The sequence below is a fragment of the Kitasatospora sp. NPDC056181 genome, assembly GCF_042266225.1.
GTDB lineage: Bacteria > Actinomycetota > Actinomycetes > Streptomycetales > Streptomycetaceae > Kitasatospora.
Window position 1 is genome coordinate 80,413 of record NZ_JBHJUK010000012.1, and the last position, 13,731, is coordinate 94,143.

At 71.7% G+C, this 13,731-nt stretch carries 12 protein-coding genes; 5 read left to right on the plus strand and 7 right to left on the minus strand.

Annotation, left to right across the window (positions count from 1 at the left end; genetic code table 11):
• On the minus strand, positions 1–2,351 hold a 2,351-nt coding region (locus tag ACFC1F_RS07950; protein WP_376156471.1), incomplete at its 3' end, for a hypothetical protein.
• Positions 2,352–2,717: 366 nt separating this feature from the next.
• On the opposite strand from ACFC1F_RS07950, the gene ACFC1F_RS07955 reads away from it, so the two are divergent.
• From ACFC1F_RS07955 to moaA, 3 genes are all read left to right on the plus strand, one after another.
• Entirely contained in the window at positions 2,718–3,074 is a 357-nt protein-coding gene (locus ACFC1F_RS07955; RefSeq protein WP_307853058.1) for a DUF485 domain-containing protein, read from the plus strand.
• Entirely contained in the window at positions 3,071–4,681 is a 1,611-nt protein-coding gene (locus ACFC1F_RS07960; protein ID WP_209411821.1) for a cation acetate symporter, read from the plus strand. Before ACFC1F_RS07955 ends, ACFC1F_RS07960 begins: the two co-directional genes overlap by 4 nt.
• 96 nt (positions 4,682–4,777) lie before the next feature.
• Positions 4,778–5,767 (plus strand): GTP 3',8-cyclase MoaA, encoded by a 990-nt coding sequence (gene moaA / locus ACFC1F_RS07965; RefSeq protein ID WP_307853059.1) that lies wholly within the window; start codon positions 4,778–4,780, stop codon positions 5,765–5,767.
• A gap of 87 nt (positions 5,768–5,854) precedes the next feature.
• Here moaA and ACFC1F_RS07970 read toward each other — a convergent pair whose 3' ends face one another.
• From ACFC1F_RS07970 to ACFC1F_RS07995, 6 genes are all read right to left on the minus strand, one after another.
• On the minus strand, positions 5,855–6,097 hold the full coding sequence (locus ACFC1F_RS07970; protein WP_376156473.1) for a hypothetical protein: 243 nt from the start codon (positions 6,095–6,097) through the stop codon (positions 5,855–5,857).
• 287 nt (positions 6,098–6,384) lie between these two features.
• A complete protein-coding gene (locus tag ACFC1F_RS07975) occupies positions 6,385–6,768 on the minus strand; it encodes a DUF3099 domain-containing protein (RefSeq protein ID WP_209411824.1) in 384 nt (127 codons plus the stop codon).
• Between the two features lie 107 nt (positions 6,769–6,875).
• Positions 6,876–7,421, minus strand: coding sequence for an RNA 2'-phosphotransferase (locus ACFC1F_RS07980; protein WP_209411825.1), 546 nt, complete (start codon positions 7,419–7,421; stop codon positions 6,876–6,878).
• 29 nt (positions 7,422–7,450) lie between these two features.
• On the minus strand, positions 7,451–8,848 hold the full coding sequence (locus ACFC1F_RS07985; RefSeq protein WP_376156474.1) for a metallopeptidase TldD-related protein: 1,398 nt from the start codon (positions 8,846–8,848) through the stop codon (positions 7,451–7,453).
• Positions 8,848–10,401: a TldD/PmbA family protein gene (locus ACFC1F_RS07990; protein ID WP_376156498.1), complete on the minus strand. Its 1,554-nt coding sequence runs from the start codon at positions 10,399–10,401 to the stop codon at positions 8,848–8,850. Before ACFC1F_RS07990 ends, ACFC1F_RS07985 begins: the two co-directional genes overlap by 1 nt.
• Positions 10,402–10,598: 197 nt before the next feature.
• A complete protein-coding gene (locus ACFC1F_RS07995) occupies positions 10,599–11,744 on the minus strand; it encodes an MBL fold metallo-hydrolase (RefSeq protein ID WP_376156475.1) in 1,146 nt (381 codons plus the stop codon).
• Positions 11,745–12,174: 430 nt separating this feature from the next.
• Here ACFC1F_RS07995 and fabG point away from each other — a divergent pair, with 430 nt between their 5' ends.
• Positions 12,175–12,894, plus strand: coding sequence for a 3-oxoacyl-[acyl-carrier-protein] reductase (gene fabG / locus ACFC1F_RS08000; RefSeq protein ID WP_148642396.1), 720 nt, complete (start codon positions 12,175–12,177; stop codon positions 12,892–12,894).
• 2 nt (positions 12,895–12,896) lie between these two features.
• Positions 12,897–13,664 carry an enoyl-ACP reductase FabI gene (gene fabI, locus ACFC1F_RS08005; RefSeq protein WP_148642395.1) on the plus strand — a complete coding sequence of 256 codons (768 nt, stop codon included), beginning with the start codon at positions 12,897–12,899 and terminating at the stop codon, positions 13,662–13,664.
• The last annotated feature ends 67 nt before the right edge of the window (positions 13,665–13,731 follow it).

Sequence of the window (13,731 nt, forward strand, 5' to 3'; positions counted from 1 at the left end):
ACGATGACGAGGTTGGGGGTGGTGACGCCGCTGGCGGTCCAGTTGAGGTTGCTGGAGGTGGGTTGCGGTGAGCCGCTGGCCCAGGCGATCAGGTGTCCGGGTCCGTCGGTCTCGGTGGCGGTGACGTTGAGCACGGCGGCCTTGGCGCCGACGGGGACGTTGCCGCGGCCGGTCACCTGGACGGCCACGGTGCTGCGGCCGGGGACCTTGTCGGTGCCGGCCCGGCCGACGGCGCTGCGGGTGTCCAGCAGGCGGTCGGGGCTGACGCTGGTGAAGGTGGTGCCGTGGTCGGCCGCGGTGACCGAGACCAGGTGAAGATTGCTTAGCTCATCGGCGAACGCCAGGCCGCTACCGAAGCGGTCGACGCTCCACGGGCTCGAGTGGCCGTCGGCCCTGACGTTGGCGTTGATCTTGCTCGTGGACGGAGTGCCGGTGTGGAAGTCCACCACCCTGCTCCAGCTGCCGAGGTCGGTGTAGAGGAGGAACCCGTCGCCCATCGCGGCGGCGCCCGACGGGACATCGATGACGCTGCCGGACGCCGGGCGCAGCACTCCGGCGAGCTGCTGGGCGTCGCAGCTCCAGTACAGCCAGCCGCGGGAGGACTTGAGGCGGGTGATCGCGCACGTTCTGCCGGTCTGGACGGTCCAGGTCTGCCGGGTCGCCAGGTTGAAAGCGGTGATTTCACCCGAATTGGTGCCGGGGGAGTAGAGCGTAACTTCGTCGATCGTGGCGGAGTAGCTGCTCACCGTTGCCACCTGGGCGCCGGGCACCGGGCTGTCGAGGTCGACCACGAGTTGCCCGGGGTGCTGGTAGGTCGAGGTGTTGACCAGGACGTAGCGGCCGCTGGCCTCCACGAGGCCTTGTGCCGGCAGGCCCGGAGGCAGGTTGACCGCCCTGGCCGTCCGGCCCTGGCGGACGACCAGGCCGCCGTGGGCGCCGGGATGGACCACCCGGCCATCACCAGTGCCCACCATCGTGTTGCACACATCGGAGCCGGCCATGCAGAGCTGGGAAGGGTACGGATACAGGTCGGTGCCGAGGGGCATACGTGCCCCAACCGTGGGTGCCCCGCCGAGGGTGATCTGGCGCTCCTCGAAGCCCTGGCCGACGGCGCTGCCGGCCTCGGCGGTCGTGAGCACGTTCTCCGAAAGGTCGAGGGTGACGACTTTGTAGGCATCCGGTTCGACTCGGTACCCGGTTGCTGAGACCGAGGCCGGGGCGTTTCCGACGCCCGTGATTCGACGCACGCGCCAGTCGGAGGAGTTGTCGCCGCCCTCGACAAGGACGGTGCCGTCCGGGGCCTGAGTCATGGTCGGCGACGCATGCGACATCAGCGTCACGGTTGTCCCGCTAGAGGGGATCAGGCTGGCTTTCAGCTCCTTCTGAACCGGGGTCGGGGAGTTGGCGTCGCTGCCGTCGGGGTGGGCGACACTCAGCAGCCAGTCACCGGAAATACCGAGCGCCTCGGGCTTCTGAGCGGATCCAAAGGGCAGCACGGTCTCGACGGCTGCCAGATCGGCTCGGGCCAGGAGATGGACATTACAGTCGTTGGCGACCCAGGCGATGCGGTTGATGCCGACGGCACTTGCGCCCGGGCACCAGGAGATCGCCGAGTCTGTGGCAGCAACCGCCGGGGAGACCCGCAGAGCACCGGTGTGCGTATCAGCCAGAGCGATCCTGTACTTGCCAGCGGCGTCGTTGAAACCCAGAGCGGCTTCCCTGGCGTCACCGCCGAGGAAGCGGATCCGGCCCGGCGCTCCGGAAGCGTCGGGCCAGCCAATGACAGGAACGGAGACCGTGGCACCGGAGGCGTCCGCTCGCCTGAAGGTCAGGGCGCTGATCTTCAGGGTTCCGCTGTTGGGATTTTCCGGGACGAAAGTCTGGGTGAGCAGCGCGTCGCCGTAGATTCCCGCAGGGGAGTCTGTCCGGGGAGAGGTCACCGTGACGGTGGTATTGGCCGCTGTGTCCTTGAGCTGCCAGTCCAAGGTGTCCATTCGGGGAACGGACTTGATGATGACGTCGCTGCCCACACCGTGCCAGATGGGGTCGTTGAAGCGGTAGGTATCCGAGAACTCGGTGGTGTATACGGTCGCGCCCGTCTCGTACGCGGTCCACGCGTACCGATTGTCACGGGTTCGGTGCAGGAACCCCGTGGCGCCGGCCCCGATCAGTTCCTCCGTCCGCGGCTGAGGCAACGGTTGCCCGGGGACGACGAGTTCGGGCAGGAAGGCCGGGTCGGCAGTCGGGGCCGTCGGCGCCGCCGAGGCGGCGGGGAGTGGGCCGGTGAGGGCGAGGGCGGATGCCAGGAGCGGCATCAGGAGTAGCCGTGCCGCGCGGGTGCTGCGGTTCACGATGGTGGGTTCCCCCCTGGAGATGCGGTGTCAGTACCTCGGTGGCGCTGCAGAACTGACGGCGCGCGCCTCGATGTGCGCGAAAAGGCATGACTTTATGAAGATCACATGAGTTGCTGGAGGCTACCACCGCGCGCCGACAGGACGGATGGGGGTCGCTCGTACACCTCAGGGTCCGGGGGGATGGTCTGATTTCAGCCAATTGGATAGTGCTAAGGGGTGAACGGCTGGCTGATCGCGGTCAACCCCTTTCGGGGCGGGCACGACGCTCCTAGCATTGCGCGGCGCGCACCCGGATTGTGACGCCCCTCACGTTCGATCGTTCCCCTTGTGCGACCGTACGCCGAAGGAGTGAGGAGAGACAGAGTGGATTCGCCGCCGATCACCACTGCCCCTACGGAAGTCGAACTCATCGAAGACAGCGAGGAGTTCCGAACACTGCGGAGCTCGTTCCGGAGCTACGCGTTCCCCGTCACCATCGGCTTCGTCCTCTGGTACCTGCTCTACGTCCTGCTCTCCTGCTACGCGCCCGGCCTGATGGGCACCAAGGTGGCCGGGCACGTCAACGTCGCCCTGGTCCTCGGGCTCCTGCAGTTCGTCACCACCTTCGCCATCGCGGCCTGGTACGCGCGCTACGCGGACCGGCGGCTCGACCCGGCCGCCGCCGCGATCCGCGAGGCGCGCGGCGCCGTGGTCCACGCCCCCCGGGAGGCCGCCGAATGATGACGCTCGCCAGTACCGCCACCGAGCACCGCCCGCTCACGCTGACCCTGTTCGGGTTCTTCGTGCTGGCAACCCTGGCCATCACCGTCTGGGCGGGGCGGCAGACCAAGGACGCCGCGGACTTCTACGCCGGCGGCCGCAGCTTCACCGGCTTCCAGAACGGTCTGGCCATCTCCGGCGACTACATGTCCGCCGCCTCCTTCCTCGGCATCGCCGGCGCCATCGCGCTCTCCGGCTACGACGGATTCCTCTACTCGATCGGCTTCCTGGTCGCCTGGCTGGTCGCGCTGCTGCTGGTCGCCGAACCGCTGCGCAACTCCGGCCGCTACACCATGGCGGACGTGCTCGCGTTCCGGATGCGCCAGCGCCCGGTGCGCACCGCCGCCGGCATCTCCACCATCGTGGTGTCGATCTTCTACCTGCTCGCCCAGATGGTCGGTGCCGGGACGCTGGTGGCCCTGCTGCTCGGCGTCAGCGGGGACCGGGCCAAGCAGGCGACCATCGTGGCGGTCGGCGCGCTGATGGTGGTCTACGTGGTGATCGGCGGGATGAAGGGCACCACCTGGGTGCAGATCATCAAGGCCGTGCTGCTGATCGCCGGCACCGCGCTGATGACCGTCCTGGTGCTGGCCAAGTACCACTTCAACCCCTCCGAGCTGCTCGGCGCCGCCGCCAGTGCCAGCGGCAAGGGGGCGGCGTTCCTGGAGCCGGGGCTCAAGTACGGCGCGAACGGCACCAGCAAACTCGACTTCATCAGCCTCGGGATCGCTCTCGTCCTCGGCACCGCCGGGCTCCCGCACATCCTGGTCCGCTTCTACACCGTGCCCACCGCCAGGGCGGCACGGAAGTCCGTGCTCTGGGCGATCGGCATCATCGGCGGCTTCTACCTGATGACCCTCGCGCTCGGCTTCGGCGCGGCGGCGCTGGTCGGGCCCAAGGCGATCAAGGCGGCGAACGCGGCCGGCAACACCGCGGCCCCGCAGCTGGCCGAGGAGCTCGGCGGCGGCGCGGGCACCACCGGCGGCGCGATCCTGCTGGCGGTGATCTCCGCGGTCGCCTTCGCCACCATCCTGGCCGTGGTGGCCGGCCTCACCCTCGCTTCCTCGGCATCCTTCGCCCATGACCTGTACGCCAACGTGATCCGGCGTGGCAAGGCCACCGAGCGGGAGGAGGTGCTCTCGGCGAAGTGGGCCGCCGTCGCGATCGGCGCGGTCGCCATCGTGCTCAGCCTCTTCGCGGGGAAGCTCAACACCGCCGCCCTGGTCGCGCTGGCCTTCGCCGTCGCCGCCTCGGCCAACCTGCCGACGCTGCTGTACTCGCTGTTCTGGAAGCGGTTCAACACGACGGGTGCGGTCAGCTCGGTCTACGCCGGCCTGATCACCTCGGTGACGCTGGTGCTGTTCTCGCCGGTCGTCTCCGGCGGCAAGAACTCGCTCTTCCCGCACTCCGACTTCCACTGGTTCCCGCTGGAGAACCCCGGCCTGGTCTCCATCCCGGTCGGATTCCTGGCGGGCTGGATCGGGACCCTGCTCTCCGGGGAGAAGGCCGACCCGGCGAAGTACGCTGAACTTGAGGTCCGCTCGCTGACCGGACTGGGCGCCCACTGACACGGGGGCGGTGACTAAGCTGGCCCGGCCCGCCGGTTGCGGCGGCCGGGCCGGCCGCGTTCCCGGGGCCGGCCGCACAATCCGGGAAGGACCGCCGTGCTCCTCGACACGTTCGGCCGGCAGGCCGTCGACCTGCGGGTCTCCCTCACGGACAGGTGCAACCTGCGCTGCACCTACTGCATGCCGGAGGAAGGCCTGCAGTGGCTGGCCAAGCCGGACCTGCTCACCGACGAGGAGATCGTCCGGCTGGTGACGGTCGCCGTCCGTGACCTCGGGGTGCGGGAGGTCCGGTTCACCGGCGGCGAGCCGCTGCTGCGGCCCGGACTGGTCGGCATAGTGGACGCCTGCGCGGCGCTCGAACCGCGCCCCGAGCTCTCCCTCACCACCAACGGGATCGGCCTCGCCCGGACGGCCGCGGCACTGAAGGCCGCCGGCCTGGACCGGGTCAACGTCTCGCTCGACACCCTCGACCCGGACACCTTCCACACGCTCACCCGCCGCCACCGCCACCAGGACGTCCTGGACGGGCTGGCCGCCGCCGAGGCCGCCGGACTGACGCCGGTCAAGCTCAACGCCGTGCTGATGCGCGGGGTCAACGACCACGAGGCGCCCGGACTGCTCGCCTGGTGCCTGGAGCGCGGCTACGAGCTGCGGTTCATCGAGCAGATGCCGCTGGACGCCCAGCACGGCTGGGACCGCTCCGCGATGGTCACCGCCGAGGAGATCCTGGACCGGCTCGCCGGCCGTTTCACGCTCACCCCCGAGCCCTCCGCCCGCCGCGGCGCGGCGCCGGCCGAACGCTGGCTGGTCGACGGCGGCCCGGGCCGGGTGGGCGTGATCGCCTCCGTCACCCGGCCGTTCTGCCGGGCCTGCGACCGGACCAGGCTGACCGCCGACGGGCAGGTGCGCAACTGCCTCTTCGCGACGGGGGAGACCGACCTCCGGACGGCGCTGCGCTCGGGCGGCACCGACGCCGAGATCGGCGAGCTGTGGCGTGCGGCGATGTGGGGCAAGAAGGCGGGGGCCGGGATCGACGCCCCGGAGTTCCTCCAGCCCGACCGCCCGATGTCGGCCATCGGCGGCTGAGCGACGGCCCGACGAGGGCCCGGCGACGGCCGGGCGGCGTACCGGACAGAGGTGGCGGCGTGCCGGACCGGGGCGGCCCCGGGGGAGCTAGGCGCCGTCCTCGGGGGTCCAGTCGGCGAAGGCGACGACCTCCTTGAGGAAGCCGCGCACACCGAGGAACTGCGACAGGTGCTCGCGGTGCTCCTCGCAGGCCGCCCAGGTCTTGCGGCGGTCCGGGGTGTGCAGCTTGGGGTTGTTCCAGACCAGGACCCAGCGGGCGTCCGCCCGGCAGCCCTTGGCGGAGCAGACCGGGGTCTGCGTCTGCGTCTGCGGGGAGTCCGGCGAATCCATCAGGTCGTCCTCGGGTGCTGGCGGGTGGGTCTGCACCGCCAGTCTTTCACGCGACCCCTCACGTGCCCGGAGGCGGGCCTCCTGCCGTCCGGGGGAGGGCATGGCGACGCCGGGCAGCCACGGGGGGAGCCGCCCGGCGTCGGTCCGTCGCTCCGACGGGGGATGCGGAGCGCGTACGCAGTATGTCACGGCAGGAGACCCGGATGGGGAGGTCTTGCATGATTAATCTGAGCTTCTTTTGAGCTTTCTACCCGAGGGGTTGGTGAAAACCCTCATAAAACGGACAGTCAGCTCGGATTCTGTGGAGAATTGGTGGGTACACCCTTTGCCACATCCGTACCTTGCGACGCACCAGCCCCACCGGAACCACCCGGGCCGAGCATCAGCGGCACGTCCGGCGGCACGTCGAAGGTGCTCGGCAGACCCGGCGCCCGCTCCCTGCCCGCATTTGCTATCAGCACCGCGAAGTACGGCAGCAGCACGGCGCCCACCAGCGCCACGAGCGCCAGCCAGCGCTGGACGTCCCAGAGGATCACCCCCAGCAGCACGCAGGCCGTGCGCAGCAGCATCGAGGCCACGTAGCGGCGCTGCCGCCCGCGGACGTCCTCGGTGAGGCTGCTGCGCGCCCCCGTGATCCGGTGGACCTCTCCACCGCCGGCGCTCTTGCCCATGTCCTTACCGCCCTCGTCCACGCGACCGCGCGTCTCGCCGCGCGGCCTCCTCACGGTACGCCGCGAGGGGGCCGGCGACGAGACCGGGTCCGGGGGACACGCGCCCGTCAGGGCTGAGAGAGGTACTCCGGCGGCACCGCGTCGGTCAGCCAGACGCCGTTGGCGCTGATCCGGAACTCGTGGCCGGCCGCCGCCATCGCCGCGGCGTCGACCGACAGCACCACCGGGCGGCCGTGCCGGGCACCGACCCGGGTCGCCGTGTCGGTGTCGGCCGAGAGGTGGACGTCCTGCCGGGCCATCGCCCGCAGGCCCTCACGGAATATCGACGGCAGGTTCCGGGAGGCGGTGCCGTGGAACAGCACCGCCGGGGGCTCGGCGGCGGCCAGACCGAGGTCGACCGCCACCGTGTGCCCCTGGCTGGCCCGGATCGAGAGCCCGTCGTCGGAGTAGGCGAACCGGCGCTTGTTGTTGGTCGCCACCACGTGGTCCAGCTCGGCCCTGGACAGCCGCTTTCCCTTGGCCGCCAGCGCGGCCAGCAGGACGTCCACCCGGACCCAGCCGGCCGCGTCCAGGGTGACCCCGATCCGCTCGGGCTCGTGCCGCAGGATGCGCGCCAGCATCTTGCTGGTCCTGACCGTGACCTTCTCGTCCACTCCGTTTCGATCCTTCCCCGGCAGCCGGGCTACGAGGCCTGGCTGACCGAACTCATGTTGAAGTCCGCGATCCGCACCGGCGGCATCGCCGCCCGGGTGAACCAGTCGCTCCACTCGCGCGGCAGGCAGCGTTCGGTGCGGCCCACCTCGGTGATCCGGCCGAGCAGCTCGACCGGCGACTCGTTGAACCGGAAGTTGTTCACCGCGCCGACGACCTCGCCGTTCTCCACCAGGTAGACGCCGTCCCGGGTGAGGCCGGTGAGCAGCAGCGTCGCCGGGTCCACCTCGCGGATGTACCAGAGGCAGGTGAGCAGCAGGCCGCGCTCGGTGCGGGCGATCATCTCGTCCAGGGTCGGCGCGGCCTCCTGGTCGGCCGTCTCCAGGACGAGGTTGTCGATCGCCGGCTTCAGCGGCAGGCCGGTGAGGCCGGCCGAGTGCCGGGTGGTGATCAGCTCGGCCAGCTCGCCGTCCCGGATCCAGTCGGTGGCGGTCAGCGGCACGCCGTTGTCGAAGACCGAGGAGTCCCCGCCGGTGGAGTGCGCCAGCACGAACGGCGCCGACTCCAGGCCCGGCTCCGCCGGGTCGGAGCGCAGCGTCAGCGGCAGCTTGGCCAGCTTGTCGCCGATCCGCGTGCCGCCGCCGGGCTTGGAGAACACCGTCCGCCCCTCGAAGGCGTCCCGGCCGCCGGAGGACCAGCTCAGGTAGACCATGAGGTCGGCCACCGCCGAGGGCGGCAGCAGCGTCTCGTACCGGCCGGCCGGCAGGTCGACCTTGCGCGCGCCCCAGGCCAGCCGCCTGGTCAGCTGGGCGTGCAGGTCGGTGACGTCCACGTCGGTGAAGTCCCGGGTGGCGGCGCCGGCCCAGGCCGAGCCCGAGAGGTCGGCGGTCTTGGCGTTCAGCTCGACCGTGCCGGTCGGCTGGTCGTGGCGCAGCCGCAGGCCGGTGGAGGTGCCCAGGTAGCTGGAGACGAGCTCGTGCCGGGCGAAGCCGTACAGCAGCTCGCCCTGCGCGCCGGCCCGGGCGAAGGCCTCGCCGAGGGCGGGCGCGAAGTCGGCGAAGACGTCGATCGAGGTCTCGGCCGGCGGCCGGGTGAAGTCCGGCGAGGACGGCCGGTCGGCCACCAGCGGCTGGGCGTCCTCGGCCGGCCCGGCCGCCCGGGCGGCCTCCTCGGCGGCCCTGACCAGGCTCTCCACCTCGTCCGCAACGACGGCCTCGCGGGCGACCACCCCGGAGGCGGTGCCCTCGGCGCCGGCCACCGTGGCGATCACGGTGAGCCGGCGGCCCCGGGTGACGCCGTTGGTGGTGAGCGCGTTGCCGGCCCAGCGGAGGTTGGCGGTCGACTCCTCGTCGGCGATCACCACGCAGCCGTCGGCGCGGGAGAGGCCGAGCGCCAGCTCGACGAGTTCGTGGGGCTGCATCGCGGCCATCAGTGACCCGCCTCCTGCTGGGTGTTGAGCACGTTGACGTTGCGGAACAGCGCCGAGGGGCAGCCGTGGCTGACCGCCGCGACCTGGCCGGGCTGCGCCTTGCCGCAGTTGAAGGCCCCGCCGAGGACGTAGGTCTGCGGGCCGCCGACGGCCGCCATCGAACCCCAGAAGTCGGTGGTGGTGGCCTGGTAGGCGAAGTCCTTGACCTGGCCCGCGAGTTCGCCGTTCCTGATGGCGTAGGCGCGCTGGCCGGTGAACTGGAAGTTGTAGCGCTGCATGTCGATCGACCAGGAGCGGTCGCCGACGATGTACAGGCCGTTCTCCACGCCCGCGAACAGGCCCTCGGTGTCGGGGCCGCCGGCGGCCGGCTGCAGCGAGACGTTGGCCATCCGCTGCACCGGGACGTGCGCGGGGGAGTCGGCGAAGGCGCAGCCGTTGGAACGGTCGAAGCCCTTCAGCTTCGCCATCCCGCGGTCCAGCTGGTAGCCGACCAGGACGCCGTCCTTGACGAGGTCCCAGGACTGGGTGGCGACGCCCTCGTCGTCGTAGCCGATGGTGGAGAGGCCGTGCTCGGCGGTGCGGTCGCCGGTGACGTGCATCAGCTCGGAGCCGTACTTCAGCGAACCCAGCCGGTCGAAGGTGGCGAAGGAGGTGCCGGCGTAGGCGGCCTCGTAGCCGAGCGCCCGGTCCAGCTCGGTGGCGTGGCCGATCGACTCGTGGATGGTCAGCCAGAGGTTGGACGGGTCGATCACCAGGTCGTAGCGGCCGGCCTCGACGCTCGGGGCCTTCATCTTCTCGGCCAGCAGGACGGGCAGCTCGGCCAGCTCGGCGTCCCAGTCCCAGCCGGTGCCCCGGAGGTACTCGAAGCCGCGCCCGACCGGCGGGGCCAGGGTGCGCATCGAGTCGAACGCCCCGGTGCGCTCGTCCACCGAGGTGGCCTCCAGCGTCGGGTGCAGCCGGATGCGCTGCTGGGTGGTCACGGTGCCGGCGGTGTCGGCGTAGAACTTGTTCTCCTGCACCGTCAGCAGCGTGGCCTGGACGTGCGAGACGCCCTCGGCGGCCAGCAGCCGCGAGCTCCAGTCGGCGAGCAGCGCCGTCTTCTCCGCGTCCGGCACCTCGAAGGGGTTCACCTCGTACGCGGAGACCCAGGTGGCGTCCGGGTAGACCGGCTCGTCCGCCAGGTCGACCCGCTCCTTCGACCCGGCCGCCCGGCTGATCCCGCCGGAGAGCCGGGCCACCGCGACGGCCTGCTCGGCGACCTTCGCCGCCGCGGCCGTGGTGAGGTCCACCCCGGCGGCGAAGCCCCAGGCGCCGTCCAGCAGCACCCGGACGGCGAAGCCGAGCTGCACGCTGTCGGAGGTGCCGGCCGGCCGGGCGTCGCGCAGCCGCCAGGAGGCGCTGCGGACCCGCTCCAGCCGGAAGTCGGCGTGTTCGGCGCCGAGTTCACGCGCCCGGGTGAGGGCGGCGTCGGCCAGGGCGTGCAGCGGGTAGGCGAGGAACAGCGGGTCGACGGCGCGCCCGTGCGCGGCGCCGGCACTGCTGCTCGGGGGGATCGGAGGCAATCGGGCTCCCTGGTCGGAGGGGCGGCGGTGCGGGCGGCCCCGGACAGGGGTACCCGCACCGCATCATTGCCCGTGGACAGGGTTTCGGCCAGCGCATTTCCCCGGTGACACGCGTCGGTTGACGCCGGGCCCGGGGGACCGGCCCGCCGACCGGCCCGCCGCCCGGCCGGGCCGCCGCGGTGCGGGCGTCAGACGACGCTCTCCCACCAGCCGTCCAGCTCGGGCGGGTTGTCGACGTCGACGCGCTCGCCGGGGCGCGGGACCGCCAGCGGCACGGCCTGCTGCTTGGCCTCCGCCAGCAGGCGCTCGATCGGCTCGGACCACGGGTGCAGGCCCAGGTTGAAGGTGCACCAGTGGACGGGGACCAGCAGGCCGGCGTTCAGCTCGCGGTGGGCGAGGACGGCGTCCTCCGGGGTCATGTGGATGTCCGCCCAGGCCGCGTCGTAGGCGCCGATCTGGACCAGCGCGGCGTCGAACGGGCCGTGCTGCGCGCCGATCTTCGCGTAGCCCTCGAAGTAGCCGGAGTCCCCGGTGTAGAAGACCTTGCGGGTGGGTCCGGCGATCACCCAGGAACCCCAGAGCGTGGTGTTGCGGGTCAGGCCGCGGCCGGAGAAGTGGTGGGCCGAGGTCAGGGTGACCGCCAGCTCGCCGAGGTTGCAGGTCTCGTCCCAGTCCAGCTCGATGATCCGGTGCTCCGGGACGCCCCAGCGGCGCAGGTGCCCGCCGATGCCGAGCGGCACCGCGAACGGCGCCGACTGGCTGCGGACCAGCCGCTTGACCGTCGCCATGTCCAGGTGGTCGTAGTGGTCGTGCGAGATCAGCACCGCGTCGACCTGCGGCAGCTCCTCCAGCTCCACCGGCACCGGGTGCAGCCGCTTGGGGCCGACGTGCGCCGACGGGGAGCAGCGCTCGCTCCAGATCGGGTCGAGCAGCACCCGGGTGCCCTCGATCTCGACCAGCGCCGAGGCGTGCCCGTACCAGGTGATCTCCACGCCCTCGGCGGCCGGGCGCGACCCGCCGGGCGGGCGGACGGTCGGCACCGGGTGCGCGGGTACCCGGCCCTCGCGCTGGAACAGCATCCGGCGCACGGTGTCGCGGTCGAAGTCGGGGGTGGACTTGGCGCGGGCCACCGTGGACGGCGCGTTGTGGAAGACGCCGTCGCGGTACTGCGGCGAGTCGCGCACCCGCTCCTCGCGCCCGCCGTCCGGCCGCCGTCCGAACGCGGCCGGCAGGTCGCGCAGGGCCCAGGCGGCGGCTCCCGCGCCTGCGGCCAGGGCGGCCAGGGCCAGCAGTCGTCCGCGTCGGTTGGTGGTACCGGGCAGTCCCTCGATCATCCGCGCTCTGCCTTCGCTCGTCGGCCCCGTGAATCGCCGGGCCGCCGGGGCCCTTCCAGGGAAGCGGTGCGGTCGGCCCCGGTGGTCCCGCACCACCGGGGGGAACGGGTACGCCGCGGCGCGTGTTCCCGGCGGGCCGGCCGGGCCGCCGGCGCCGTGCGGCACCGGGCCCGGTGGGGCGGGGGGAGCGGCGGCGGCGGGGGCCCGGGGGGACCGCGGGAGGCCACAACGGCACCGGCGGTGGAGGTACGGTGCCGGTGTGGCCCGGTGTGGGATCCGGGGAACCGGCATGGGCACGGATTGTCGGATTGCGACAGTTCCTCCGGGGCGGCGCTGTGGGAGACCGATGCGTCCGAGCCCCGGGACGACCGATAGCGTCACACTGCGTACGCATTCCGACGTGCGCACACTTACGGAGAGAGGTGGATCGTTGAGCCGCTCGGTTCTCGTCACCGGAGGAAACCGGGGCATCGGCCTCGCGATCGCCCTGGCCTTCGCCGAGGCGGGCGACAAGGTCGCCATCACCAGCCGCTCGGGTGAGGTCCCCGCGGAGCTGGCCAAGTACGACGTCCTCGCGGTGCGCTGCGACATCACCGACGCCGCCCAGGTGGACGCGGCGTTCACCGAGGTCGAGGCCAAGCACGGCGGCGTGGAGGTGCTGGTCGCCAACGCCGGCATCACCCACGACACCCTGCTGCTGCGCATGTCCGAGGAGGACTTCACCTCCGTCGTCGACACCAACCTCACCGGCACGTTCCGGGTGGTCAAGCGCGCCTCGAAGCTGATGATGCGCGCCCGCAAGGGCCGGGTCGTGCTGATCTCCTCGGTGGTCGGCCTGTCCGGCTCGCCGGGCCAGGCCAACTACGCCGCCTCCAAGGCCGGCCTGGTGGGCTTCGCTCGCTCGCTGGCGCGCGAGCTGGGCCCGCGCAACATCACCGTCAACGTGGTCGCCCCCGGCTTCGTGGACACCGACATGACCGCAGTGCTCAGTGACGAGCGCCGCGCGGAGATCGTCTCGGGCGTGCCGCTGGGCCGCTACGCGGCGCCCGCCGAGGTCGCCTCCACCGTGCGGTTCCTCGGATCGGACGAGGCCGCGTACATCACTGGAGCCGTCATTCCCGTCGACGGCGGATTGGGCATGGGTCACTGAACATGAGTGGAATCCTTGAGGGCAAGCGGATCCTGATCACCGGAGTGCTGATGGAGTCCTCCATCGCGTTCCACACCGCGAAGCTCGCCCAGGAGCAGGGCGCCGAGATCATCCTCACCGCCTTCCCGCGCCCGAGCCTGACCGAGCGGATCGCCAAGAAGCTGCCGAAGCCGGTCACCGTGCTGTCGCTGGACGTCTCCAGCGAGGAGGACCTGGCGGGCATCGCCGACAAGGTCCGCGAGCACCTGCCGAGCCTGGACGGCATCGTCCACTCGATCGGCTTCGCCCCGCAGGACGCCCTGGGCGGCAACTTCCTGGACACCCCGTGGGAGTCCGTGGCCACCGCCATGCACGTCTCGGCGTACTCGCTGAAGTCGCTGACCATGGCGCTGCTGCCGCTGATGCAGGACGGCGGCGCGGTGGTCGGCCTGACCTTCGACGCGCAGTTCGCCTGGCCGCAGTACGACTGGATGGGCCCGGCCAAGGCCGCGCTGGAGTCGACCAACCGCTACCTGGCGCGCTACCTGGGCGAGCGGGACATCCGCTGCAACCTGATCTCGGCCGGCCCGATCGGCTCGATGGCCGCCAAGTCCATCCCGGGCTTCGGCGACCTCGCCGCCACCTGGGACGCCCGTTCCCCGCTGAAGTGGGACCTGAGCGACCCGGAGCCGGCCGGCCGCGGTGTCGTCGCCCTGCTGTCGGACTGGTTCCCGAAGACCACCGGTGAGATCGTCCACGTGGACGGCGGCCTGCACGCCATCGGCGCCTGACGGTCCGCACGCACGTACGCCGCTGCCCGGTACCCCCGCGAGGGGTGCCGGGCAGCGTGCTGTACGG

What these genes read in the sequence shown, in the direction of transcription:
- ACFC1F_RS07975 (WP_209411824.1), bottom strand. Translation starts at nt 6,768, where the DNA reads ATGGGCAAGAGCGCCGGCGGTGGAGAGGTCCACCGGATCACGGGGGCG.
- ACFC1F_RS07960 (WP_209411821.1), top strand. Translation starts at nt 3,071, where the DNA reads ATGATGACGCTCGCCAGTACCGCCACCGAGCACCGCCCGCTCACGCTG.
- ACFC1F_RS07985 (WP_376156474.1), bottom strand. Translation starts at nt 8,848, where the DNA reads ATGGCCGCGATGCAGCCCCACGAACTCGTCGAGCTGGCGCTCGGCCTC.
- fabI (WP_148642395.1), top strand. Translation starts at nt 12,897, where the DNA reads ATGAGTGGAATCCTTGAGGGCAAGCGGATCCTGATCACCGGAGTGCTG.
- ACFC1F_RS07995 (WP_376156475.1), bottom strand. Translation starts at nt 11,744, where the DNA reads ATGATCGAGGGACTGCCCGGTACCACCAACCGACGCGGACGACTGCTG.
- ACFC1F_RS07970 (WP_376156473.1), bottom strand. Translation starts at nt 6,097, where the DNA reads ATGGATTCGCCGGACTCCCCGCAGACGCAGACGCAGACCCCGGTCTGC.